The sequence below is a fragment of the Microbulbifer sp. ABM4_008 genome (genome assembly GCF_056311705.1).
Genome location: NZ_CM149970.1, coordinates 1,895,392 through 1,920,117, shown reverse-complemented (window position 1 = coordinate 1,920,117; position 24,726 = coordinate 1,895,392). Strand labels below are relative to the sequence as shown.

General features: G+C 49.3%; 20 protein-coding genes. 9 read left to right on the top strand and 11 right to left on the bottom strand.

Features of this window, described 5'->3' with window-relative positions; genetic code table 11:
* The first annotated feature begins 153 nt into the window (after nt 1-153).
* The gene (locus ACYX4J_RS08440; RefSeq protein ID WP_476178360.1) at nt 154-663 is read left to right on the top strand and encodes a DnaJ domain-containing protein; all 510 of its coding nucleotides are present in this window, start codon (nt 154-156) and stop codon (nt 661-663) included.
* Here ACYX4J_RS08440 and ACYX4J_RS08435 read toward each other — a convergent pair.
* Genes ACYX4J_RS08435 through ACYX4J_RS08425 form a run of 3 tightly spaced genes read right to left on the bottom strand, consistent with a single transcriptional unit; the run spans nt 660 to nt 2,497 of the window.
* Nucleotides 660-1,451 carry a methyltransferase gene (locus tag ACYX4J_RS08435; RefSeq protein ID WP_476178359.1) on the bottom strand — a complete coding sequence of 264 codons (792 nt, stop codon included), beginning with the start codon at nt 1,449-1,451 and terminating at the stop codon, nt 660-662. The genes ACYX4J_RS08440 and ACYX4J_RS08435 overlap by 4 nt on opposite strands.
* Nucleotides 1,444-1,779 carry a nucleotide pyrophosphohydrolase gene (locus tag ACYX4J_RS08430; protein WP_476178358.1) on the bottom strand — a complete coding sequence of 112 codons (336 nt, stop codon included), beginning with the start codon at nt 1,777-1,779 and terminating at the stop codon, nt 1,444-1,446. Before ACYX4J_RS08430 ends, ACYX4J_RS08435 begins: the two co-directional genes overlap by 8 nt.
* Nucleotides 1,766-2,497, bottom strand: coding sequence for a DUF599 domain-containing protein (locus ACYX4J_RS08425; protein WP_108733516.1), 732 nt, complete (start codon nt 2,495-2,497; stop codon nt 1,766-1,768). Before ACYX4J_RS08425 ends, ACYX4J_RS08430 begins: the two co-directional genes overlap by 14 nt.
* A 177-nt stretch (nt 2,498-2,674) precedes the next feature.
* Here ACYX4J_RS08425 and ACYX4J_RS08420 point away from each other — a divergent pair, with 177 nt between their 5' ends.
* The 4 genes from ACYX4J_RS08420 to ACYX4J_RS08405 all read left to right on the top strand — a co-directional run bounded on the left by ACYX4J_RS08420 (nt 2,675) and on the right by ACYX4J_RS08405 (nt 8,988).
* Complete coding sequence (locus tag ACYX4J_RS08420; RefSeq protein ID WP_476178357.1) at nt 2,675-5,584, top strand: insulinase family protein; 2,910 nt, start codon at nt 2,675-2,677, stop codon at nt 5,582-5,584.
* 101 nt (nt 5,585-5,685) lie between these two features.
* The gene (gene cmoA / locus ACYX4J_RS08415) at nt 5,686-6,429 is read left to right on the top strand and encodes a carboxy-S-adenosyl-L-methionine synthase CmoA (protein WP_476178356.1); all 744 of its coding nucleotides are present in this window, start codon (nt 5,686-5,688) and stop codon (nt 6,427-6,429) included.
* Nucleotides 6,430-6,436: 7 nt separating this feature from the next.
* Complete coding sequence (cmoB, locus tag ACYX4J_RS08410) at nt 6,437-7,414, top strand: tRNA 5-methoxyuridine(34)/uridine 5-oxyacetic acid(34) synthase CmoB (RefSeq protein WP_476178355.1); 978 nt, start codon at nt 6,437-6,439, stop codon at nt 7,412-7,414.
* Nucleotides 7,415-7,602: 188 nt separating this feature from the next.
* Nucleotides 7,603-8,988 carry an L-serine ammonia-lyase gene (locus tag ACYX4J_RS08405; protein WP_476178354.1) on the top strand — a complete coding sequence of 462 codons (1,386 nt, stop codon included), beginning with the start codon at nt 7,603-7,605 and terminating at the stop codon, nt 8,986-8,988.
* A 374-nt stretch (nt 8,989-9,362) separates the two neighbouring features.
* On the opposite strand, the gene ACYX4J_RS08400 is transcribed toward ACYX4J_RS08405, so the two are convergent.
* On the bottom strand, nt 9,363-10,262 hold the full coding sequence (locus tag ACYX4J_RS08400) for an NAD(P)/FAD-dependent oxidoreductase (protein WP_476178353.1): 900 nt from the start codon (nt 10,260-10,262) through the stop codon (nt 9,363-9,365).
* A gap of 115 nt (nt 10,263-10,377) precedes the next feature.
* Between ACYX4J_RS08400 and ACYX4J_RS08395 the strand changes: the two genes are divergently transcribed.
* From ACYX4J_RS08395 to ACYX4J_RS08380, 4 genes are all read left to right on the top strand, one after another.
* Nucleotides 10,378-10,806 carry an Rrf2 family transcriptional regulator gene (locus ACYX4J_RS08395; protein ID WP_444933457.1) on the top strand — a complete coding sequence of 143 codons (429 nt, stop codon included), beginning with the start codon at nt 10,378-10,380 and terminating at the stop codon, nt 10,804-10,806.
* A gap of 679 nt (nt 10,807-11,485) precedes the next feature.
* Nucleotides 11,486-12,325 (top strand): right-handed parallel beta-helix repeat-containing protein, encoded by an 840-nt coding sequence (locus ACYX4J_RS08390; protein WP_445361648.1) that lies wholly within the window; start codon nt 11,486-11,488, stop codon nt 12,323-12,325.
* A gap of 153 nt (nt 12,326-12,478) precedes the next feature.
* Entirely contained in the window at nt 12,479-13,642 is a 1,164-nt protein-coding gene (locus tag ACYX4J_RS08385; RefSeq protein WP_444959484.1) for an alpha-hydroxy acid oxidase, read from the top strand.
* A 711-nt stretch (nt 13,643-14,353) separates the two neighbouring features.
* Nucleotides 14,354-14,905: a hypothetical protein gene (locus ACYX4J_RS08380; protein ID WP_444914045.1), complete on the top strand. Its 552-nt coding sequence runs from the start codon at nt 14,354-14,356 to the stop codon at nt 14,903-14,905.
* Between the two features lie 30 nt (nt 14,906-14,935).
* Here the strand turns inward: ACYX4J_RS08380 and ACYX4J_RS08375 are convergent, their stop codons facing one another.
* From ACYX4J_RS08375 to ACYX4J_RS08345, 7 genes are all read right to left on the bottom strand, one after another.
* Complete coding sequence (locus tag ACYX4J_RS08375; RefSeq protein WP_476178352.1) at nt 14,936-15,904, bottom strand: UDP-glucose 4-epimerase family protein; 969 nt, start codon at nt 15,902-15,904, stop codon at nt 14,936-14,938.
* Nucleotides 15,905-16,031: 127 nt separating this feature from the next.
* The gene (locus ACYX4J_RS08370) at nt 16,032-16,556 is read right to left on the bottom strand and encodes a hypothetical protein (RefSeq protein WP_444897625.1); all 525 of its coding nucleotides are present in this window, start codon (nt 16,554-16,556) and stop codon (nt 16,032-16,034) included.
* Nucleotides 16,557-16,694: 138 nt separating this feature from the next.
* Nucleotides 16,695-17,585 carry an AEC family transporter gene (locus tag ACYX4J_RS08365; protein WP_476178351.1) on the bottom strand — a complete coding sequence of 297 codons (891 nt, stop codon included), beginning with the start codon at nt 17,583-17,585 and terminating at the stop codon, nt 16,695-16,697.
* Nucleotides 17,586-17,779: 194 nt separating this feature from the next.
* Nucleotides 17,780-18,127, bottom strand: a complete 348-nt coding sequence (locus ACYX4J_RS08360) for a hypothetical protein (RefSeq protein ID WP_444907997.1) — start codon at nt 18,125-18,127, stop codon at nt 17,780-17,782.
* Between the two features lie 141 nt (nt 18,128-18,268).
* A complete protein-coding gene (locus ACYX4J_RS08355; RefSeq protein ID WP_476178350.1) occupies nt 18,269-21,949 on the bottom strand; it encodes an efflux RND transporter permease subunit in 3,681 nt (1,226 codons plus the stop codon).
* A 10-nt stretch (nt 21,950-21,959) separates the two neighbouring features.
* Nucleotides 21,960-23,069 (bottom strand): efflux RND transporter periplasmic adaptor subunit, encoded by a 1,110-nt coding sequence (locus ACYX4J_RS08350; RefSeq protein ID WP_476178349.1) that lies wholly within the window; start codon nt 23,067-23,069, stop codon nt 21,960-21,962.
* A 3-nt stretch (nt 23,070-23,072) separates the two neighbouring features.
* The gene (locus ACYX4J_RS08345) at nt 23,073-24,395 is read right to left on the bottom strand and encodes a TolC family protein (RefSeq protein WP_444928124.1); all 1,323 of its coding nucleotides are present in this window, start codon (nt 24,393-24,395) and stop codon (nt 23,073-23,075) included.
* Between the last annotated feature and the right edge of the window lie 331 nt (nt 24,396-24,726).

Here is a 24,726-nt window from a genome sequence, read left to right as displayed (position 1 = left end):
TTTTCTCAAGTGCAGGTATTTTCTTTTGTCAGGATAGCTCTAAGGCGCTTATCCTCCCAGATCAAGTAATATTAATCCGCGAATCAAGTAGTTAAGAGGACTCTATGATACGCAGAACAAACATTGGCAGATCAACACTATAAGGAGTCGTCATTGGCGCGCTTAATCTTACTGATTTTAATCGCCATCGGTGCCTGGTATCTCTGGCAAAAAATCAAATCTAGCTCACCGCAGGAGCGGCGCAAGCAGATTTTTATGGCCAGCATCGCCGGCGTCGCCGCAATAGTGGTTGTGCTGGCTATTACCGGGCGCCTGCATTGGGTAGGAGCAGCGCTGGTGCTCATTCTTCCTGTGTTGGGCCGCTTACTCAGTCAGCTCTCCCGTTATTTACCCTGGTTGATGCCACTGTTTGAAAAGTATTCAAACAGGCGCCCAAACCCAGGGGCCACTCAACATCCGCCGCCACACAACACCGAGGGCCCGCCACTCTCGGAACACGAAGCGCGCCGTATCCTTGGCGTTGATGCCGATGCTGGCAGAGATGAAATCATTAGTGCACACCGCAAATTAATCCAAAAACTCCACCCAGATCGCGGCGGCAACGATTACCTGGCATCGCGTATCAACGCCGCCAAGGAGTTGCTACTGAGCATTCTTGGTTAAACCTTACAAAGCAGGTGGATATACCTGGCCAATTGCCGATAGGGGTCCACCTGGGAGTATTCAAGCTCCTTTTCCACAATGGCCGACGCGGGCAACTTTTCCCGGATTGATGGCGTCATAAAGTCGTGGAAGCAGCGGATGCCGCTGTGACAAACCACGGAAAAGTCCGCTTCGGTCAACCAGTCTTCCACCCATTCCGGCAAAAGTGGATTCTGTGGAGTGAGGCTGCCAGGGTGGCCACCCCAGTTATCCCCTTCAATATTGCGGTCCAGCTGGCGAAAGCTGCCCCGCTGTAATAGACGGAACTCAAGGGCACGCCGATTGTAGAAAGTGAGCGAAAGATGCCCTCCAGGCTTTAACAGGCTGCGCAGCTGCTGCAATGCCTGTTGCGGCTGTTCCAACCATTCCAGCACAGCGTGGCAAATTACCAGGTCTGCGCCCTTTAACGCTTCTATTTGCGGCAGTTCTTGTAGGGGTTTATGCAGCAAGGTCATTTGCTTTTGCAGATGGCGCTGGCGAATTTCCGCATCTGCGAGTTCAAGCATCTGCGCAGAAATATCTGCGAGAAAAACCTCGTGCCCAGCCTCAGCCAGATCCATGGCAAAGTGGCCCTGGCCACCCCCAGCGTCAACGATTTTTAGAATGCGCTGCTCGCTCCCCAACAGCGGCGCCAGATCCCGGTTGAGCACTGCCAGGCGGATATCCCCTTTAAGGCCGCCATAGATACGGTTGCGAAAACGGTGAGCGAGATCGTCAAAGTTTCGATCTTTATGCAGGCTGTCACCCATCGGAGCCCTCACCTTGCAAAGCCTCATTGCATCGGCGGCGGTTCTCAGCGAATTTGCGCTGTAGCGCCTCTTCCATATCAACCCCCAGTACAGCGGCCAGTTTGCTCAAGTACATCTGAATATCCGCCAGTTCAGCGGCAACTTGCTCGGCCTTGTCGCCTGCCATTAGATTCTGGATATCTTTATCGCTGCACCATTGAAAGTGTCGCCCTAACTCTGCAACTTCCACAGATAGCGCCATGGCCAGGTTTTTTGGGGTATGCAGTGACTGCCAGCCGCGCATTTCAGCGACTTCATCAAAAGCCGCCAGGATTTCACGGTCTTTCATCAAATTTTTTCCTCTGCTGGCGCTCCAGCCCGCCCTCCCGGGCCGCCAAAATTGAATTCAGTGCGCGGGACAGAAACTCACGCCTGTATAAAACACAGACAACAAACAAATATCCGGCAACAAACAGGATTGGGTGTATAAACCAGCCCAGCACTGACATTGAGAAATAATAAGAGCGCAGACCGTAGTTGTAACTGTGGCCCGCATGGTCGATCACCTTGGCTGTACTGATGGCAAACCGGCGTCGCTCTTCCTCGGATAGATCACCAGTTTCCGGCGGCGGTGCTGCACCAATGAGTACATTGGCGAAGGAGTACTGGCGCAGTGACCAGGTAAAATTGAAAAAGGCGAAGATAAAAATCAGGATCAACAACATCACCTTGAGCTCAAACTGCTCAACGGTGGTGGGCTCCGCAAAAGGCAAACTGGTAAGCACTTCGATGGCGGCCTTGTTCGCCGTCAAAGCCGTCACTAAACCCGCCAGGATAAGAATACTGGTGGAGGCAAAAAAACCAATGACTCGCTCCAGGTTACTGAGAATAGCGGTATCGGCCATGCGCATATCCCTATCGAGCATACGCATCATCCATTCAACGCGGTACCACTGAAGGGATGAAGTAAGGCACCAGGTTTCTTTGGCTTTTTTTCGCGCAAAAACAGTGTAACCCACCCATGTGATAAAAAAGCCAATGACACTGGCAATATCCAACCAGGACAACCTCTAATATCTCCGTGTTCGTCTACATTTATGCCGTAGCTTCGGCAAGCGAAGTCTTCGCCCTACTGGCATCCTTGTCAACACTGTCTTTCCGATGTGTGCAAGCGGTAGAATAGCGCCCTTTCGCCGGCAGCAGTGGCCGGCCAGAAAATTCATATAACTCCAGGGAGCTGTCTTTTGAGCAACTCACATCCTGCATTTGAACTGGTTACCAGCGCAGATATTGATTCTCTCGGCGTGCGCGTCGAGGAATACCGACACATTACGACCGGTGCCCAGCACCTGCACATCGCCGCAGACAACTCGGAAAATGTTTTCCTTGTCGCCCTGCGCACCGTGCCCGAAGACTCCACCGGTGTCGCCCATATTCTTGAACACACAGCCCTGTGCGGCAGTGACAAGTACCCGGTGCGCGATCCCTTCTTTATGATGATCCGGCGTTCACTCAATACCTTTATGAACGCCTTCACCAGTTCAGATTGGACCGCCTACCCGTTTGCCAGCCAGAACCGAAAGGATTTTGACAACCTTCTCGACGTCTATCTGGATGCGGTATTTTTTGCGCGCCTGGACCCGCTGGACTTTGCCCAGGAAGGCCATCGCCTGGAATTTGCCGAAGCGGATAATGCGAGCAGCGAGCTCGTCTACAAAGGTGTCGTGTTCAATGAGATGAAAGGTGCCATGAGCTCCGTCACCTCGCAGCTGTGGCACACCCTGAGCAAATACCTGTTCCCCACCACCACCTATCACTACAACTCCGGTGGCGAACCTACTGATATTCCAAAGCTGAGTTACGAGCAGCTGGTTGCCTTCTACCGCAGCCACTACCACCCCAGCAACGCCACCTTTATGACTTTCGGTGATATTCCCGCAGCGGAACACCAGGCCGCGTTTGAAGAAAAAGCGCTGCACAAGTTCGAGAAACTCGACAAGACCATTTCCGTTGGGCGCGAAGACCGCTACCAGGCGCCGCTGAAAGTCGAAGAGCACTACCCGTTAAATGGCGAGCCTCTGAAGGCCAAGACCCATATCGTATTGAGCTGGCTACTGGGTGATGTCACCGATCTTGAAGAGGCCCTGACCGCACACCTGCTCGCCGGCGTACTGCTGGATAACAGCGCTTCACCGCTAATGAAGCTGCTGGAAACCACCGACCTGGGCACTTCCCCTTCGCCGCTGGTTGGCCTGGACGATTCCCAACGCGAACTAGTGTTTGTCTGCGGTATTGAAGGCAGCGAACGCGAAAGTGCCGACGAGCTTGAGCAACAGGTTCTCGACGTGCTGAGGGACGTGGCGGAAAACGGCATCCCCTACGAACAGGTAGAAGCCAGCTTGCACCAGCTGGAATTACAACAGCGGGAAATTGGTGGCGACGGCTACCCCTTCGGCTTGCAATTGATTCTCACCGCATTGACCGGCGCCACTCACCGTGGCGATGCCATCGGCCTGCTGAATATCGATGCCACCCTGGAGCGTCTGCGCGAGCAGATCAAAGATCCGAAGTTTATCGCCAATAAAGCCCGTGAACTTCTGCTGGAGAACCAGCATCGCGTACGTATGGTACTGAGCCCCGATGAGCAGTTGGCTGCGCGCCGCGAGCAGGCGGAGAAAGACCAGCTGGCGGAAATCAAAGCCGCTCTCAGCGAAAAAGAAAAAGCACAGATTGTCGAAACGGCCAAAGCCCTGGCCGATCGACAAAACCGCGAGGACGACGCTTCTATCCTGCCCAAGGTCGGCGTGGAAGATATTCCCGCAGAGCTTCCCGATGTCGAAGGCGAAGCAATAGAGTTGGGTCCACAGAAGTTGACCCGCTATAGCGCGGGCACCAACGGCCTGGTTTACCAACAAATGGTCTGCGCGCTACCGGAATTTACCGAAACCGAAAAACAACTGCTGCCCTACTACTGCCAGGTACTGAGCGAAGTTGGCCTGGGTGAAAAAGACTACCTGGAAGTCCAGCAGTGGCAGACCAGCGTGGTGGGCGCCCTGCACGGTTTCACCAGCAGCCGCACTGCCATCGACAACCTGGATCACCTGTCCGGCCACTTTATCCTGTCCGGTAAAGCGCTGGCACGCAATCAGGGCGGCCTGACCGAACTGATGCAAGCCACTATGGAGCAGGTGCGTTTCGACGAGCACGCCCGCATCAAGGAACTGCTACTGCAAACCCTCGCCCGCCGCGAACAGGGTGTTGTCGGCAACGGCCACGCCCTCGCCATGGCTGCCGCCAGCGCCGGCTACAACCGTGCCGCCTGGGAGAGCCATGCCAGCGGTGGTCTGCTGGGATTGCGCAACCTGCGAGCCCTGGTTGCCGGACTGGAAAAAGAGGAAGGCCTGCAAGACCTTTCCACCCAATTCCAGGCTATCCACCAGAAAATCCTCGCAGCACCGCGCCAGTTCCTGCTGGTGGGAGAAGAAGAGAAAATTGGCGATTTCAGCCAGACACTGATGCCACTGACCTCGACTTCCAGCATCGCCGCAGCCAACCCCGCTGCACCTTTCGAGAGCAAACAAATCGAGGAACTCTGGGTTGCCAACAGCCAGGTGAACTTCTGTGCCAAGGCCTACGCCACTGTGCCTATGTCCCACCCGGATGCGGCACCGCTGTCGGTTTTGAGCGGCTTCCTGCGCAACGGCTTCCTGCATCGCACCATCCGCGAACAGGGCGGCGCCTACGGCGGCGGTGCCGGCCACGACAGCAATATTGGCGTATTCCGCTTCTACTCCTACCGCGATCCGCGTATGGGTGAAACCCTGGAGGACTTCGACGCATCCCTGAAGTGGTTGACCGAAGAGAAGCACAAGGAAGAACAGGTTGAGGAAGCGATCCTCGGCGTCGTCGGCGGTCTGGATAAACCCGGCTCCCCCGCAGGTGAAGCCAAGAAGAACTTCCACTCGGGCCTTTACGGCCGCACCCACGAGACGCGCCAGCAATTCCGCAAACAGGTTACGGAAGTTACCCTGGAAGACCTGCAACGCGTCGGTGCCACCTATCTGAACCCGAGCAAGGCCAGTACCGCCATTGTTACCGGTCCCCAAGGTAGCGAAGCGGCAGCCAAACTCAACCTGAAGGAAGAGAAGCTCTAACTGGAGCTCGACGATTCCCCGGCAATTTGTCCGGAGAAGCTCTGCGGCGCCGGCCAAAAACCGGCGCCGATCTATCGCCGTTATCCTCTAGCGAAGTTCCAATGAGTAAACACGACAATATTTTTGCAAACCCACTGGGCCAAGTAGCTGGCTTCGAGTTCGATCGCCAGGTGGTGCAAGTTTTTCCCGATATGATCAAGCGCTCCGTGCCCGGCTACACCACGATCGTAGCCATGATCGGCACCCTGGCAGAGCGCTACGCCCAAGCCGGAAGCCGCTGCTATGACCTGGGCAGCTCCCTTTGTGCGGCAACCCTGGCCATGCGCCATCGCATTCCCGCCGCCGACTGTGAAATCGTCGCCGTGGACAATTCGCAAGCCATGGTTGATCAGGCGCGCACAGTACTCGAAGCCGATAGCGGCGAGGTTCCCGTTCAACTTATCTGCGACAACCTGCAAAACGTTGCTATCGAAAATGCCTCGGTCGTCGTGCTCAACTTCACCCTGCAATTTATTCCGGTGGAAGAGCGCGAAGAAATCCTGCAGAAAATCCACGATGGTTTACGCCCCGGCGGCATTCTGATTATTTCCGAGAAAGTGGACTTCGCCGATAAAGCCCACAACGAGTTAATGATCGAACTGCATCACTCCTTTAAAGCCGCCAACGGTTACAGCGCGCTGGAAATCGCACAGAAGCGCTCTGCCCTGGAGAATGTATTAATTCCGGAAACCCTGGATACCCATCGCACACGACTGAAAAATGTCGGCTTTACCAGTGTCGATGTCTGGTTCCAGTGTTTTAATTTTGCCTCTTTAATCGCCATCAAAGGCGCGCCGGAAAAGTAAGTACCCCGTGATTGACTACACCCAACTCTATCAAGGCCTGCAACACGTTCCCGCCCTGCGCACCTGGCTGGCCCAGCTGCCAACACAGGTGGCTGAAAACCTGAGTCCTCATCGCTGGGGCGACCTGCCCGATTGGCGCGCAGCGGTGCAAGCCCTACCGGAAATCACGCCCTCCGCTATCGAACTCAACAGCAAAGTCAGCACGGGCACTGCCGCTGATGCCAGCCCGGAACAACTCGAAGCCCTGGAGCGGGAGCTGCGCAAATTACACCCCTGGCGCAAAGGCCCCTGGGAGTTATTTGGACTAAATATTGATACTGAGTGGCGCTCCGACTGGAAATGGGATCGGGTACTTCCGCACTTGGCACCACTGAAAAATCGACTGGTGCTGGATGTGGGCTGTGGCAATGGGTACCACTGCTGGCGATCCTACGGTGCCGGCGCGCGCCGGGTAATCGGTATTGATCCCTCGGCCAAATTTGTCGCGCAATTTTACGCCCTGAAAAAATACCTGGGCCAGGAAGCGCCGGTGGATTTGTTGCCCCTGGGTATTGAAGCGCTCCCGGCAAACTTGCACGCTTTCGATACCACTTTTTCCATGGGGGTGCTCTATCACCGCCGTTCACCCATGGACCACCTGCGCGAATTGCGCGAGACCCTCCGCCCCGGCGGCCAGCTTGTATTAGAGACACTGGTTATCGACGGCGGACTCGGCGATTGCCTGGTACCTGAAGACCGCTATGCAAAGATGCGCAATGTGTGGTTTTTCCCCAGCTGCGCCACCCTGGAGAGCTGGCTGCGCAAGTGCGGTTTCCGCAACCCCAGGACCGTGGACCTGAACACCACCAGCCTGGAGGAACAGCGGCGCACCGACTGGATGCACTTCGAATCCCTGGCAGATTTTCTCGACCCGGAATCGCCAGACAAAACCGTGGAAGGTCACCCCGCGCCCAAGAGAGCGGTTTTGGTCGCGGAAGCGCCGTAGCTTGTCTATACGCTTAAGGTCTGGGAACTCATAAATTCCGCAAAATTTGCTGCTAATAGAATTTTGTACGGAATGGGGAGCACCATCTTGATTGTTGCGACTCATAAGGCAAAGTGCGCCCCTAAATAGTGCAACTATATCCTTTAGGGAGGGCTGCCGCAGGATGCAGCCCGGCGCAGAGAATATTTATGAGTATTAGCGTTTTTGAGCTTTTCAAAATTGGGGTTGGCCCTTCCAGCTCCCACACGGTGGGCCCTATGGTCGCTGCCCGCCAATTCGTGCAGGATTTGCAAGACCGTGAACAGCTGCCCCGCACAGACCGCGTACAAGTCCATTTGTATGGCTCGCTGGCCCTGACCGGGGTTGGTCACGGTACCGATATGGCGGTACTGATGGGGCTTCTGGGTCAATCTCCAGACACCATTGATGTCGACTCGATTGACGAGAAAATTGCGCAAATCCAGAGCGAGCGCCGCCTGTTATTAAACGGTGACCAGGATATCGAATTTATTCGCGAGTGCGATCTGGTTTTCCATATGGAGGAATTTCTTCCCCAGCACTCCAACGGAATGACCTGCCAGGCTTACGCTGGCGAAGAGCTGCTATTCGAGCGCAGCTATTTCTCCATCGGCGGCGGCTTTGTGCTCTCTGAAGAAGATTTCGCTCACAAAGAGGAAATCGCCACCCTTCTGCCCTATGACTTCAGCAATGCAGAACAGCTGATGAAGATCTGTGATCATCACGGTTGGACTATTGCCGAGCTGGCCATGGAAAACGAAAAAGCCTTCCGCAGCGAGCAGGAGGTCAAAGACCGTTTGTGGAATATCTGGAAAGTAATGGATGCCTCTATTGAGCGAGGCTGCCACCAGAATGGCATCTTGCCCGGCGGCCTCAATGTTCGCCGCCGCGCTGCCGAACTCTACCGGGAGTTGAGTAAACAGAGCCCGGAAGAGCGCAACCACGGCCTCGCCATCCTCGACTGGGTTAGTCTTTTTGCCCTCGCCGTCAATGAGGAAAATGCCGCGCGCGGGCGCATCGTCACCGCACCCACTAACGGTGCCGCCGGTGTGATTCCCGCCGTTATCGCCTACTACGTGGAATTTGTACACGACAGCAAAATTCACGGTGAATTGAAAGACCAGGTAGTGAAATTCCTGCTCACCGCTGGCGCTATCGGTATGCTGTTTAAAAAGAATGCCTCTATTTCTGCCGCTGAGGTGGGCTGCCAGGGAGAAATCGGCGTAGCCTGCTCCATGGCTTCTGCCGGCTTGGCCGCCGTAGAGGGCGGCACCAACCAGCAGATTGAAAACGCTGCTGAAATTGGTATGGAACACAACCTCGGCCTTACCTGCGATCCAATCGGCGGGTTGGTGCAGGTTCCCTGTATCGAGCGCAACACCATGGGTGCCGTAAAAGCCATTAACGGCGCACGCCTGGCCCTGCGCGGTGATGGCGCTCATATCGTACCGCTGGACAGCGTTATCGAGACGATGCGTCAAACCGGTATCGATATGCAGAGCAAATACAAAGAGACCTCTCTCGGCGGGCTCGCAGTAAACGCTGTGAACTGCTGATATTTTTCGGCAGGAGCACAAATCCGCTCCTGCCGCTTACTTAGGGAGCCTCTGAATAACTCCATAATGCCTCTGCGGGTCTTGAAGGCTGCAGATGTTAGGCGCAGCTCGCCGCGAATGGCCGTAGCCCTTGGCAAGAGCTGCAACGCAGCAGCTGTGGCCTTCAAGGCCCGCCCTTCGGGGCTTGCAGAGCGATTCACACTCCGCGTTGCGACTTCTTGAAAGGTCTAGACATTCCTGCGAAGCCGCGCCTTGATTGTGAACCGCTCTGCACGCCAGAGGTATCATGGAGTTATTCAGAGGCTCCTTAGCCCTAAAGATACCAAATTCTTTTTGTGGCATATCTCCAACGAACCCCCACCGGTCTTTAAAAGTCACTGGTTAAATATCAACGAGCGATGAGCTCCAACACCCGCCATGGTGCCGGATGCAATCGCAAAGGTTCCGCTTTGCATCGGGTTGGATAAATCCCCAGCAGCAAAGACTCCCTTTACAGAAGTTTCCTTAAAGCCATCCACCTTCACAATCCGCCCGGTAAAAGACTCCTCCAGCTCCAACCCCAATTTATCGATAAACGGAGAGGTCAACTCCGCTTTGGGGCTCACGTAGAGCCCCTCCAGTGGCAACTTGCGGCCATCCGCCAAAACAACTTCACTTAAACTATCCCCCTCTCCCTCCAACTGCGTAATCGGGGCTTCTTCCAGCATTACTCCCCGAGCCAGCAGATGATCGAGCACTTCCCCCTGCGGATTAAACTGGCCCTGGGTAAACAAGGTAGTTGCGCCCCAATCGGGAATCATCGCCGCCTGGTGGAAAGACAGCTCACTGGTAGCCAGCACACCTAAAGGGCGATCACTCAGCTCATAACCGTGGCAATAGGGACAGTGAATCACACTCCTACCCCAGCGCTCCTTTACCCCGGGGATATCAGGTAGCTGGTCCGTAATACCCGTTGCAAGAATCAGCCTCTTCGCTTTAAAAGTGGCACCTCCCTGTGCAGCGACAACAAAACCCTCTTCCTGGACATCCACACTATCCGCAGCCCCTTCAACCAGCTGGAAGCTCGGATAAGCTTGTAGTTGAGAAAGCGCCGTGGTTCGGATCTCCTCTGGTGCCTTTCCATCCAGGCAAAACACGCCGTGTGACGCTTTTGCATAGCGGTTTCGAGGTCTCTTAGCATCCAGTACAACGACCTTACGCCTTCCCCTAACCAGCTGCATCGCCGCAGATAAACCGGCAAAACTTCCACCGATGATCAATACATCCGTATCCATAGTCACCTCTCCAATATCATGCAACTTTTATTGTTACATAAATATTCGAACCTAGACAATACACGTAACAGAAAAAGTTTCGTGATAAGCTACAGGACGGAAACCTAGGTGATTTATGCGTAAAGACAGCCGACTATCCAGGGCACTTCATGTCCTGATTCATTTAAACATGACCGACAAGCCGGTTACTTCAGACAAGATGGCAGCTATGCTCCTCACCAATCCTGTGGTGGCTCGCAGAACCATGGCGCTATTGCGGGATCAGGGGTACGTGCGCTCCAGTAAAGGACACAATGGGGGCTGGTCACTCGCGAAGCCCTTGGATGAAATTACACTTCTGGATATCCATAAAGCACTGGGAGACAGCTCAGTTTTTACCATTGGCCTCACAGACGAACACACTAACTGCGTTATTGAACATGCCGTTAACGCCACATTAAAAGACGCAATGGATGAGGCAGAAAATATTTTGCTCACGCGATTTGGTGAGATCACTCTAGACCTGCTCGGGCGAGATTTCGAACCACCAGGAGCCTCGAAATAACTACTATAACCAGACGGCCAGCGAGGCTACGTTGCCTATAATGCCCCCCAAACACCCACTTCTGCCAGAAATTTAGCAAGCGACTTGCCCCTCAAATTGAAAGCCTGGGGGCTCATTAAATATTTTTTCCGTCAAGAGACTTTGGAAACCCCAGGTATTCCTTAAGAATAATAAGACTAAATTTATGGCATCCCTGTTATCTAGTTTACATAGCAGGCTGCAACTATCCAAATCGGAAAAATAGTATAAACATTTTCAAGGACCTTAATATAAGTTAAATTATTTTGCAGCAAAAACCCAAACACACCCTTAAAAATCCCCACAAAGAAACTAGAACTTTGACCATTAAAACAATTAAAAAACCTCCCCCAAAAACCAACCAAAATATGAGCAGACTCACCTAGCAATCACCCATTAAAAATGGCTTATAAAGATTTATTGTAAAATAGTCGCCAATAAGAGCCTCACCTAATAACTACAATATATCCTACCCTGCCAAACCTTAAGAAACCTAACTTTAGAAACCCGAATAAAATCAAATAAAAAACAGATAGTAAATTACCAATCATACTTTTAAGAAAAACGACTATTGAGACAGAATGCAAAATTGATGCGAGATCTAATTAGCCAGGAAACTTACTCGCCATCAATAACTTTCAAATCAATAAAGGAGATACAAATGATTAATTTTCGAAAATCGTATAAAATAAGCACTTTTACCGCAATTCTGTTTGTTGCATCCAACAGCGCAACTGCTGTCAATTGTGGTGATACTATTACAACCCCTACTGTACTTACAGAGAATCTTACCTGCCCGATAGACATAGATAACCAAAATGGTCTCATTGTTGAAGGTCCTTCAGGGAGTCTATATATGAATGGGTATACGCTAACATGCAATCTTGACAACCTCCCACTATTTACCGATGCAGCGGGTATTCGTATCACCGGCATGGCATCTCTTGTTACTGATGGAACGGTAAACAACTGCAATTATGGAATATTTGTAGTTGGCACTGGATTCCATACCATTTCAGATATGACAATCACTAACAGCTTAGAAGATGGCATAGATCTAAGAAGCGACAATAATACCGCCATAAAAAATCATATACAGTTCAGTGGTGAAGATGGTATCGACATGCAGGGAGATTTCAGTAGCGTTATACAGAATTATATTGAATTCAGTGACCGTGACGGCATTGAGGCCGATAATGATTTCGGTACAGTGGCTTTTAACTTCGTAACAGGCAGTCAGAGAGCTGGAATAGAGATGGAAGCCTCAGACAATAATACGATAGTACAAAATACAGTAATGAATAATGGTGATGGTATTTCCGGAGATTCTGGAGGGATTGTAATTACCAGTCAATCTTCATCTAATAACTTAATACTTGGGAATACTGCCGAGAACAATCTACCCTTCGACCTAAAGGATAGAATAGATCCAAACTGTACAGGCAGCAACCAATGGGTTGCCAATAATTTCGTAACTGCTGATCCAGCCTGTCTGGAATGAACTACCTGTATTTCGAAATCCAGCATCACCACTTATTAGAGGGGTGGTGATGCGGTTTTAAGTATTATTATTAAAGCGACACATTCTACCCAAATGAGGCAACAATCACCCACCTAACTAATCTTGAGTCAATAACAATCCTAGGAGCTAAGTGTGACCAACTGCAGCAATGGATTCAATCGCCACTTCGCAAGCTCCCAAAGGCTAAAAAATCGCGCAAAGCAGAGAGTTCCAAAATTCTCCTATGAGTACTTAATAGAGGGCTGTATGGATGATATTGGCTTATGCCGCAATCGCCAAGCATTTGCCTCCGTAAAATTCACTCCCCAATATATCCGTCCAAACTCTACTCCGAATTTAAACTGTGAGCTTCTTGGGAAGTTATACAGTGCTCCATTTGGCATAGCCCCCATAGGGCTACAGGGGCTTATGTGGCCAAATGCACCTGTCATACTCGCTAAAGCTGCATACGAGCACAATATCCCATTCATTCTCAGCACTGTATCCTCAGAAGCACTAGAGCGAATTTCTGAAGTCTCACAGGGAACAGCCTGGTACCAACTCTACAACCCAACAGACCCAGCCATTCTTTCTGACCTGTTATCCCGACTAACCTCTGCCCAATATCAACATTTAGTCATTACCATTGATGTTCCTACATTTGGCTTACGCCCCAGAGACTTCCACAACGGGTTGGCAATGCCACCGAAGTTGAATGTAAAAAACATCTGGCAAGCGATACTCAGGCCAAATTGGAGCCTATCTACATTGCGATACGGTCTCCCTAAATTTAAAAATCTAGAGCCTTACATTGATACCGATAACAAAAAACTTGAACTAACCGAGTTTATGAACACCACAACTATGGGCCCACTGGATTTTGACAGTGTAAAACGCATAAGAGATCTATGGCCCCATAAACTTATTATTAAAGGGATAATGAGTGAACCCGATCTTCAACAAGCGATTAAACTCGGGGCAGATGGAGTCATTTTATCCAATCACGGTGCACGGCAACTTGATTTAGGCGAAGCGACTCTCCCCTTACTGGGACGGTTTTCCAGCTATCAGGATAGGATTTCCTTGGCTATCGATAGTGGAATCAGATCCGGTGTGGATATCGCAAGTGCTTGTGGCCTAGGGGCAAACTTTTGCTTTCTGGGAAGATTTTTTATGTATAGCGTCTGTGCCCTTGGCAATGAAGGAGCCAATCATGCAATTTACCTACTTAAAGCTCAGTTAACTCAGGTTATGCAGCAAATCGGAGCTACTAATCTTGAAGGCATTTGCGGCAAGGTAGAACTAACCAACAGATGAAAAGCTCAGGCAGTTCATCCCGCCGAGTCGTGTAAGCCGAAAGCTTATACTGTTACCGCATTTTCCAATTCTTTTGGATACCCTTCCCCCTAGAAATAGTGCTCTTCGGCCAATACGCTGGTCAATTCAATCAATGGTTTGCATAATTTTACTGGCCTTAAATGGCTGCCCCAAGCAAAACAAATCACCTCGCCCCAATGAACAGGGAATTAACTCCACTCCAGCTTTAAAGAATCGACAAACCTGTCGAAATAGCCCCGGCACAGCCCGCTCTACTAGCCGCACTATTTGCCAGGTATCATCGGTTGGATATGGGGTTTATACTACAGAACTACAGCTGTAATAGGTGGATTCGTGAAGAACATGAAGGAACTATGCCTTGCATTGGCTCAGAAGAGTTTACCAACTAGTGAAACCTCTCCCAGTTAATTCATCAAGACTAATTATCTCTCTCTACCATTAACTAGCCTAGCCTGATAAAGGTATGTTTCACCGTATCTGTCACACCTTAAATAATCCCCCCAAATAACACTTGCTGCAGATTATCTTTTGGTGCCACCCTGCCCCTCTGATAAATCACTCGCATACTCGTACATTTGCATAACGACTTCAGAGAGAACCCAGCTAAACGACAACCTTGAGTTTCAGCCAGCACTCCAACTATGCGATACTTCCGCCCCAAAAGAAGTGAAAAGAAAACAGGGAAGACCCATGACCAAATTCACACTAACTCTGGCAGCGGTTTTATTGGCTGGCTGTAGTTCAGTCACTCAGCTCTCGGAAAAAACGGCAGGGGAAATCAGACAGGCGGTATCTATACAAGCTAGTGGGGAAAATTCTGGTACTCAGTTCTCAGGGCCGAAATTACAGGCCACTACTGATGGCTCTGACCTGAACCTCTACTACTACAACCTCCGCGCATTTGAACCCGCTGCTAACGAGCCAACGAAGTACCATCTACAGATCCATATCACCTATCGCAAGGCGTGGCGTCACTATGAGTCTGCGGAGTTAAATGGCGGACAACCAGTAGAGACAGCCCCTATTAACAAAAATGTCCTTCAATGCGTAAGTGGCAATGAATGTATGCTTGAAGAGATTCTGGATATTGCTCTCACTGAGGAACAAATACAGGCTTCGGTGCGCAATCGAGATAAACTCAAACTTAAACTGAGAGCAAGATCCGGGCACAGCTCTACCATTGAGGTTCCAGCAACCTACTTGCTTGGTTTTTACGCTGCGGTTGCCAATTACGAGGGGTGACTACCCCTCTCCGTAGGCAATAAATGTTGACTAAGTGCTCTTTTGCGGGGTCTGAGAGCTTCCTGCCTGGCAATATGCCTGTGCCGTCTCCGCCAGACCTTCACCTAAGGCCACCGGGGGGGTCCAGTCAAGTAACTCTTTGGTTTTAGTGATATCCACTTGTAGTGAACCGCACAAGCGCTCGGCAACTGCCCCCTTTCCTATTAGCTTCAGCGCACTGGTGAGTGCGAATTGGGGAAGAGGCAATAGTCGAGCATCACATCCCATGGCATGGGATAAACCACGCAACAAATCTGTTACCGATACATCCATATCATCGGACACCAGAAATACCTGGTTTGCCGCATTGGGATGAGAAATACAAACGCGGATCAGGTCGATCAAATTGCCGATAGATACCAAGCTTCGGCGATTATGAATAGCCCCTAGTGGCAGCGGGATCCCCTTGGTAAGCCAACGCATCATCGCTTGGAAGTTCGCCTTGACCCCAGGGCCATAGACCAGAGGTGGTCGGATAATAACAACTTCCATCCCCGTAGACTCAGCCAGCTCAAGCAGTGCGTCTTCGGCCTCTTTCTTTGAAATCCCATAGGGATCCGTAGGATCACATTGTTCATCCGCATTAAATGGCAAGCGGTTGTCGGTAGACTCCCCGTTAACCTTAATAGAACTAAGATAAATAAAACGTCTAACACCGGATGAAGCCGCCTGCTGTGCCAGCTTGATAGTACCCCCGACATTCACCCGACGGAATTCGTCCAGAGGGTTAGCAGAGGTCTCCTCCATTACATGGACGCGCGCAGCGGTGTGAATGACTGTATCTATATCGACAAGCGCCTGTGCCCAATCCGTATTGCTTGACAGGTCACCGATCTGAAAGCCACCCTCAACATCGCGGCGATACACCGGCAAAACCTGGTAACCGTCTTTGTGAAGCTGCGGCAAGAGTGCGGTTCCCACAAAGCCACTAGCGCCGGTTAGTAATATACGTCCTTTCAATGGGGGCCTATTTCTCAGCTGTAGAATTCACGTTAGTTTACACGGACCACTTTTTCGACACACCTTTATCTCGTCAACTACATAGTGAGCATGACAAACTATCCAAGCATCGCTGGCTATTAGAACTCTATTCAATACCACAAAGGCGCTCTTTGTCAGTAATAGCATTTTTAAGCCGAGCCCGGACATTCTTCAGGGCTCTCCCATGTGGAGCTTGAGTATCCGGCCTGCCCCAGCGGGCCTCCCAGGCTTCCCTGGCTTGTAAACAGGCTTTCGCTTGCTTGTACTTCCAGTTCGCCTCCTCGCAAAGAGACAACCCTTTGGGTGACTGACGATCACAAATCTGGTGGTATTTTTTATGGGCTATCTTTTCCTGAAAGTTCTTGGCAGTAGCACCTTCAAAGTGGCGGATCGGTGGTGTTTGGATTTTTCTATCCGGGCGCACCTGCTTATCCATAGTACTATCCAGATGGAGCATTCGAAAAAATGTAACTCCCAATAGCTCCTCATTAGCATATTGATCATCATTGGAGCTGGTTAATAGCCCTGGAGGATGGGGAGTTGCAATAACAAGAAGTGGCACAGCCAGCATGAAAAGTAGCAACGTCAACAGCAGCAAGAGTGGCCGCCCAGTCAAAATCTGTGTTGGCATTTAAGTCTGGAGCCTCCCTAAATAATCTACCTACGGCTGTGAATTCCGTACTGTGAAGGCCAAATGAACAACACACAGAAGTTTAGTGAACCACCTTATCACTCCCAAATAGCCTGAAGCTCAGGCACTAGCTATGAACTACTGTACCCAATAAGTCAACACAACAGGCAAAATAAAAATGCTCATAATAGTTGAGAGGAAAATAATACCGGATATCTTCGGGGTATCTTGGGGGCGATGAATAGATATCCAGAGGTAAGTACTAACAGCGCATGGCATAAGGGATTGCAGAATAAGCACCCCTCGCATAGCACCCGTAAAGTTAAACAGATTTATCAAAATAAGCGCGACGGCGCCACCGAGAATTATGTGCCCAATAGCAAAGACCAATCCAATCTTAGTATCACCCAGCTTAATTTGGGCCAAGCTATGTCCGAGGGTCAACAACATTAGAGGGATTGCCATACCGCCCAAAATATTAAGAGATGACATAACGGGCTTTGGTAAACTTATATTGAAAATCAATGCGACTATAGAAAAAACCACACTGTAAATTGCTGGGCTAAGCATAATTTCCTTGGCCGACCAGCTACCCGATGTTACTCCAGGAGCAACCACAAAGAAAAAAATCATTCCCACAACAACAAAAGCAATTCCGTATAGAACTCCCGCATGTCCAAATGCTAACGCACATACTGCGAGGCCGATATTGCCTACATTGTTCATACTTAGACAAGAAAAGTAAGTACGTATATTTTGCCTAAATAAAGATAAGAATAGAAGGGCTAGCACTGACATCAACGAGTACATCAGGAAGGCGGCCAACAGCATCCATAGAAATCTACCCAATACTATCTGCTGGCCCAGCATATGATCCAATATCAGCGCCGGATAACCAATATGGGCCATTAATTTGGATACCATTTTGGAATTTAATTCTTGCTTACTTGCTGCAAACAGGTATCCAATAAGAACGCAGATAAATACGGGAATAATAACTTCAAATACGTTCTCAAATAGGGTTCTCATCGAACATCAAACTCCCTCTGCCCTACTTCTCAGCACTGCGTAACAAGCACCCCTTTAATACGCTGACAGCCCCACCAGAACACACAAAAAAAATCGATAATATATTTACCTTCTAATATCCCACAGAATTAAGCAGGCAAAATTGCGATGTTCTGACAGATTTTCAAGTCAGAAACTGCAACCATAAAAAATGCCTATAAATTCAACTGCAACTCCTTAAGGTTTAAGGTCGGAGTGATCCATATTTCAGCATCAAAGGCCGCAAAAAATTTTTCATTATAGGTCATCAACTGATCTTGACAGTTCTCCTCAAAGATAAAAATTGCTGCACGCTTTCCTTGCTCCAAAAAGAAGTAGGAAGCCTCAGGATTGGCTGAGGCGATAAAATCATTCATCGCTACAGACATACTATCATCAGCAATGGACTTGTTGCCGGCCTTTGCCGGTATCAGGATTTTCATTAATAGGCGCATTTTGATCCTAGCAGTTGTCGAGTTTGCAGGATCAAAACATAGCCTTTTCACTATCCAGCTGCGCTGCATTAAGTGACAATTCTCTGAGCATATCAGTGGTAATTTACAACTGATATTCAGTAAGTAGCCTTTTCCTTCCGGCCAATAGTATTACTACCTGAAGGCGCCATCGAATCTCTACAGCATGCCCCAGGGAAGGGAAAACATGACTTAGGTAGTCACCAAGTCACTGGGATCGCTCCCTTTCTTTGGCTTACGCTCAATCCACTTAATCCATTTTAAGTCCTCTACCATAGTTGTATAGATGACCGGCACCAAAAATAGTGTTCCAAAAGTGGCCAAGATAAGGCCGCCAATTTGCGCAAAACATAATGGCCGCCAGAGGGGGCCTCCGTGAATAGCTAAGGGGATTAAGGCGAAGGTCGTCGCTGCAATAGTGATTAAAATGGGGCGCAGTCTAAGAATACCTGCATCAAGTAATGCCTGACGAAGCGAATCTCCTGCAGTATGACGCATCTCAATAAAATCAAATAGGACAATAATATGACTGACAATGACGCCTATTAGGCTCACTATCCCTAAAAACGCCATAAAGCCAAATGGCTGACCAGATATAAACAACGCTACTAGTGCACCCACCATACCTAATGGAACCGTGGCGAACACTACCAGAGGCTTTATCAAACTACTAAATTGGAATACCAAAGCAAGGTATATTGCACTGGAGGAAACAGCCATGATCATTAGTAATTGCAGGAATCCATGACGAGTACTGGCTGCATCTCCAGATATCTGCAATTGATATCCAGCAGGCAAAGAATTTGAGAGTTCTTTTAACTCTTTTTGAACACCAGACATAATATCTGATGAAATGAACCCGGAATATGGAAATGCATAAACAGTAATCGTTCGAAACTTTTCCAATCTATATATTCTTTCTGTCGAAAAGAGAATGGAAGTGGTTGCCACTTGTCGCAATGGAATATGAATATCGCTATCAGATGCGAATACATATAGATTATTGACATCCTCCAACTGTCCACGTTCCGCCAATCGAAGCTGAGCAACAATAGGTATTTCCTTATCTCCCTGACGCAAGGTATCCACTGTAGACCCAGTAAAACCTGAAGACGATGCCAGAGCGATATCAGCATTGGTTACGCCCGACATCTCAGCTCGATCTTCTAGCACATTCATATTCATTACTAGACTTTTTCCTGCCCAATCAGCGCGAACCACGCGAGCATAGGGAGACTTCTCAATAATTTCTTTAACTTTTTCAGCATATTCTCGCAGAAGTGCTATATCCTTCTCCTCCTCCAAAGACCCAACAGCAACTCGCCCAGAAACTCTTATCTCAACAGGGTGATCAACTGTACTTGTTTGTAGCTGGCGAACATCTAACTCCGCTCCAGGAATTCGTTCAGAAAGAGCAGCCTGGATAATTGGAACCAGAATAGGTGTCAGATACTTATCACTTAATCGAACGATAATCTGCCCATAATTGGATTGCTTTTGTTGAGGATTGGAGGTGTACCAAAAACGTGGCGCTCCACCACCTAAAGTGCTGCTAATCCCCTCCAATATGGGTCCGTCACTATTTTTTACATGCTCCCGCTGATACTCTTCGATAGTTTCTCTAATTATTTCCTCTGCGACCTTTGCTACATTATCCGTTGCATCAATACTCGCATCATTTTGCAACCAGATATCAACATAAAATAAATACTGAACATCAGCGGGAAAGAATGCATTCCTCAACTGGCTTTTTATAACAACACCCAATACAAGGATGCCTAAAGCAATTAATATAACAATCTTTCTGTTACTAATAGCCCAATCTGCTGTTCGGTAGTAGTGCCCGGTAAGCCCCTCTTTCCGCCGCACCTCCAAACTGCGCTCCGTTTGATCCGGCGGGCGTAATAACGTATTCCCAAGAAAAGGGATAAATGTCATGGAAACAATGCGGGATGCAACCAAAGCACAAACCATCACAACAGGAAGACTATGTAGAAAATCTCCCTGGTTACCCGTTAGCAATAAAAACGGCAAATACGCAACAATATTTGTCAATGTCGCAAAAAAAATCGCCTTAGCCAGCAAAGTTGGGCCCAACCAAGCAGCAATAATTGAGGGTTTACCGGATGCCATTTGTCGTTTAATCGCGTCACTCGCCACTACTGGATCATCTACCAAAAGGCCCAGAGCTATTATCAACGCAGCAATTGACACCTGTTGAATATCTATCCCCAGCAGCTGCATAAATCCAAAGGTCATTGTCAGTGTTACTGGTATAGATATCATTAACAGTACAGCAGATCTCCAATCTGAAAACCCGATAAATGCAATTATCACAACTAAAATAATCGCCTCTATCAAAGCTTCTAGAAAGAGGCTTACACTCTCTCGCACTTGACGCGGCTGATCAGAAACTCTTTCAATAATAAGGTCTTTTGGTAAATCAACCTTAACCTTTTCCAAGACTGTGCTAACATTGCGACCAAGCTCTCCTATTTGTTTGCCATCCAGCATCTGCACAGAGAGGTTAATGCTGCGACTACGCTGCCAGTCTCCATTTTCATCTTTATTTACGTAGTAATTTAACAGGGGCGGTGGTGCTTGATACCCCATAATAATATCGACAATTCCTCGCAAATATACCGGCGTTCCTGTATCACTCAAAGCTACCGGGACATTGGCAATTTCTTCATGGTTATTAAATTCACCACTGGGCATAATCGCGATACCCAGATCATCCGAAATAATGGTGCCGCCGGGAATAGTTGTATTGCGGGCATTGAGAACAGGGGCAATCATATCCGGTCGCAGCCCATAGGAGGCCAACCTCTCCTGCGAATACAGAAGTTTCACTTCCTGAGTCAGCACACCAGTTCTTAACACCCTTTTCACTTCAGGAATGGCTCTTATATTTGCTGCAATAAGATCAGAGAAATCATCAAGTTGACGATAGCTATATTTCGCACCTGCCACTTTCATTAAGTTGTCACGAGTATTGGCTAGGTTACGAACTACGAAAGGGTCCCAAGCATCGGGAAAAAAGCGCTGGGCACTTAGCCTATCGGATAGGTAGAGCTTGGTAGCCGCTAGTATTTCACTGTTACTTTTATCAGATAAAAAATCCACCCCAAGGTAGCCAGCCCCATTTAATACTTCAAAATTCGTTCCGTATCCTTGGGCCTCCAGCCAGTTAGCAAAAATCCATAGGCCTGTAGCAGAGTACGTATCTGCTAAAGACAAAGGAAGGGCAACAACAATGCTCACCCGTCCCTTACTATTTGACTCTTGCCCTCGAACCTCTGAAATACCTTCCCTAATATCCTCCGCACGTAATGTAATTTCAGTTGGCCCTGCACGGGGGCTAGCAACACTGAGTAATATAGCTGCAGTATCACCAAACTCCGAGTTCAGAGAAATTTTGCTAGCTCCAGATGGCAATTGCTGCTGAGCATCAATCAGCTTCAGATTAAGATCATTAAATGCCTTGGTAACATCGGTTTTCGGTGCCAACTGCGCTTGTACGATAGAGACACCATTTAATGTAAGGGACTTTATTGCAAAGGTCCTTGAGTCTGGCTCGTGAAGATATTCACTCTGCGCTATCGCCTCTTCAACTTTTCGAGTTACCAACTCTTCAACTCTTACTGCAGATTGTCCACGCCAATGAGTTGTTGCTACAGCAATACGCACAGGAATATCTGGATCTTTGCTTTTCGGCATAAAGAGATATGCAACTACCCCCCATATCAGGATAGTAACCAGTAATGCAGCGGAAATACTTGGATTGTCTACAAAAAAGCGGGCAGTATTGAAGCGGTGGTGACTTTCCGCCTCAATAATTTCCGCCTGTCTTTTTTCTTCCTGATCTGCCATTCCCTAGCCCTCAAGGCACGACAATTATGGCTTCCCCATCTCTGAGCTGGGCAGCACCGGTTGATACAACCTCCTCACCTTCGGTTAACCCTTGGATAATGACAATATCATTGCCAACTACTTGCCCCGGGAGAACTTTTCTTAGTTTTGCGCGCAAGACCTTCCCATCATTTTCCAGTACAAATACAGCGAACCCTTCAGATTTACCAGGATGGGCTACTAAACATGAGAGAGGTATAACGACCCTATCTGGAGGTATCGGTATTTTATCCAAGGCCAAAGACATAATCATTCCTACCCGTAATTGCGCCTTAGGGTTGTCAACGGTAACCGTAATCGCAAATACTCTGGTGCGGGGGTCAGCCATGGGCGAAACTTCAGTGATCATCCCCTTGAATGTAAGGTCTGGCAGAGACTCTGTGCGCAATGACACCACACTTCCCAGAGGCGCAAAACTCAACACTATGTCAGGCACTGAAAACACCACCTTAACTCGGGAGATGTCGGCCACAACGAAACCAACCGACTGCGAATGAACCAAAGTCCCCACTTCAATATTGCGCTGCAGGATAATTCCGGTAAGCGGGGAGCGCAGTACCGTATCTTGCAACTCTTCCTCTGCCCGATCTAAGTGGGCCTTGCTGCCGACCACCGAAGCCTGCGCAATTTCATACTCTTCCCTAGCTGAATCGTAATCAGGAGCGGTAATACTGGCAGTGGCAAAAAGCGCAGTTGCCCGTTTGTAATTGAGATCAGCTTTACGCCGTTCTGCCTCCGCTTTACTCACATTTGCAGCGGCCTCTACCACGCGATCTCTATATTGCTCGTCATCAATCTTAGCCAGTACTTCATGGCGTTTAACGTAGTCCCCTCCTTGCAGTAAACGCGTCTGCCCGAGCGCCTTTCGAGAGGGAATTACACGCACATAGCCTTCTGTACGAAATGCCACATCAACTTGCGTATGAGGATTGACGACTGCGGAGTAAGGATAACCAGCTGCTGCGTCTTGCGAGCGGGCAACAAAAACTTCCACCGGTGTGGGCTTTCTCTCCGGTGGTTGGCGGTGGCAACCACCGACGACCACTAATATAGCGATAATATAGAGGCTGATAACGCGCATTTATCACACCTCCCCCACCGACCTTTCATATTCCGCCAGGGACCCCCAAACAGACAGTATCGCGCGGTTGTAGTCGCTATTCGCACGAAAAAGCTGTTTTTCCGCCTCCAGGACATCACTCAGAACAGCAGCTTGTTCGCGGTAACGATTTGTCATTACCCGTACTTTCTCCCTATAGGCCGCTTGTAATTCCCGCGCAACGCCCACAGACTCCTGAGAAGTACGCAAGCGACGCAAACTCTCACGAACCTCTATTTCTATTCGATTTCGAACCTCTTCAGACTTTTTTTCCGCTTCAAGAATTTTATTGGCACGACTGGACAGTTCATCCCGTTTCCGCCCCCAATCAAAAAACTCCCAGCGCATTTCCAGGGCAATAAAAGCTTCGGCATCGGGTATCAACCTGACGTCATAGAGCTTTAGGTACTCAATATTCAAATCGATATCGGGGATGTACTCGGACTTTTTCACATCGTAGCTATATTCAGCCCGCTCAATCGACAACTCTGATTCCGCGAGATCTGGACGCTGCTCAAAGGCAAGCCCTAAAGAGGTTTCGACATCGAACGCTAAATGATGTGGGTTTGGAAGGCTCTGAATATTGAAGGGGGTCTCAACATCCCGGGCCATCAACGCATTGAGACGCTCCTTCGCTGTCGCCATCTCATCGGTAAGGCGCTGGCGCTCCAGCCTGCGCTGGGCCAGGCGTGCTCGCACATCCAAAAGTTCATACTCGAGGGCAACTTGTTGTGCAACATAATTCCCTACAAGTTCACTCAATGAGGTAAGGAAGATAATGGCTTCATCTACGGCCTGTAAATCACCAAGGATTCTGCCAATTTCAAAATACTGGATCTTGGTGAGGTAGCCTATATCCTGCTGCACCAAGCGAACCTTTTCCTCTGCCATTTCAGTGACAACGTAGCCCTCACAAATCTCTAGCTCTATGGTGTACAACTGTGTGATAGGTTGAGTCGCGCTGACGGAGAAGGTCTTGGTCACACCTTCCTCTGATGTGATCTCTATATCCCTAGGGGGGATAGGGCCTATCGGAGAATTCTGCACAAAAACGCCACGATCAAAGGTGTACCTCTGGCGTGTTAGGTTGTCGATTATCCCTGCATTCATTTCCAGCCGGGGATAGCGCTTTGTTTTTAATGCCTCGACGTCATCCCAAACCTCATTAACTTCAAGCGCAGCCGCCTGAACCCGTAAATTAGCTGTCACTGCCAAATCGACGGCATCTTCCAGGGTCAAAACCGGCTCGCTGGCATAGCTCCAGGCTCCGCCGCCAGTCAGCAGTATTGCGAGCGCGCACTCGAACAACGGCCACCTCTATTTCCAGCAACAATTTAAATCTGCTCACTGCGCAAATAAATTTAGGATCGAGTAAGTATATCTGTTGACAGCCACTGCCCGGACTGCTGGCCCCAGACTGGCGGATTCCTATTTATCCCCTTGGACAATATTCATATTTTTAATAACTTAGTAAGTTTATATTCCACCGACTGGCGACTAGAGATTCATTTTCGAAAACACCAGCACCTCTTAGAGCGGGCAGCCCCCTCCCATCAGTTTTCCGAACAGAAACTGTGTAGACGCCATAAAGAAGCATCACCTGTCGTGATCCTTTAGCTAGGCTAGTTAATGGCGGCAA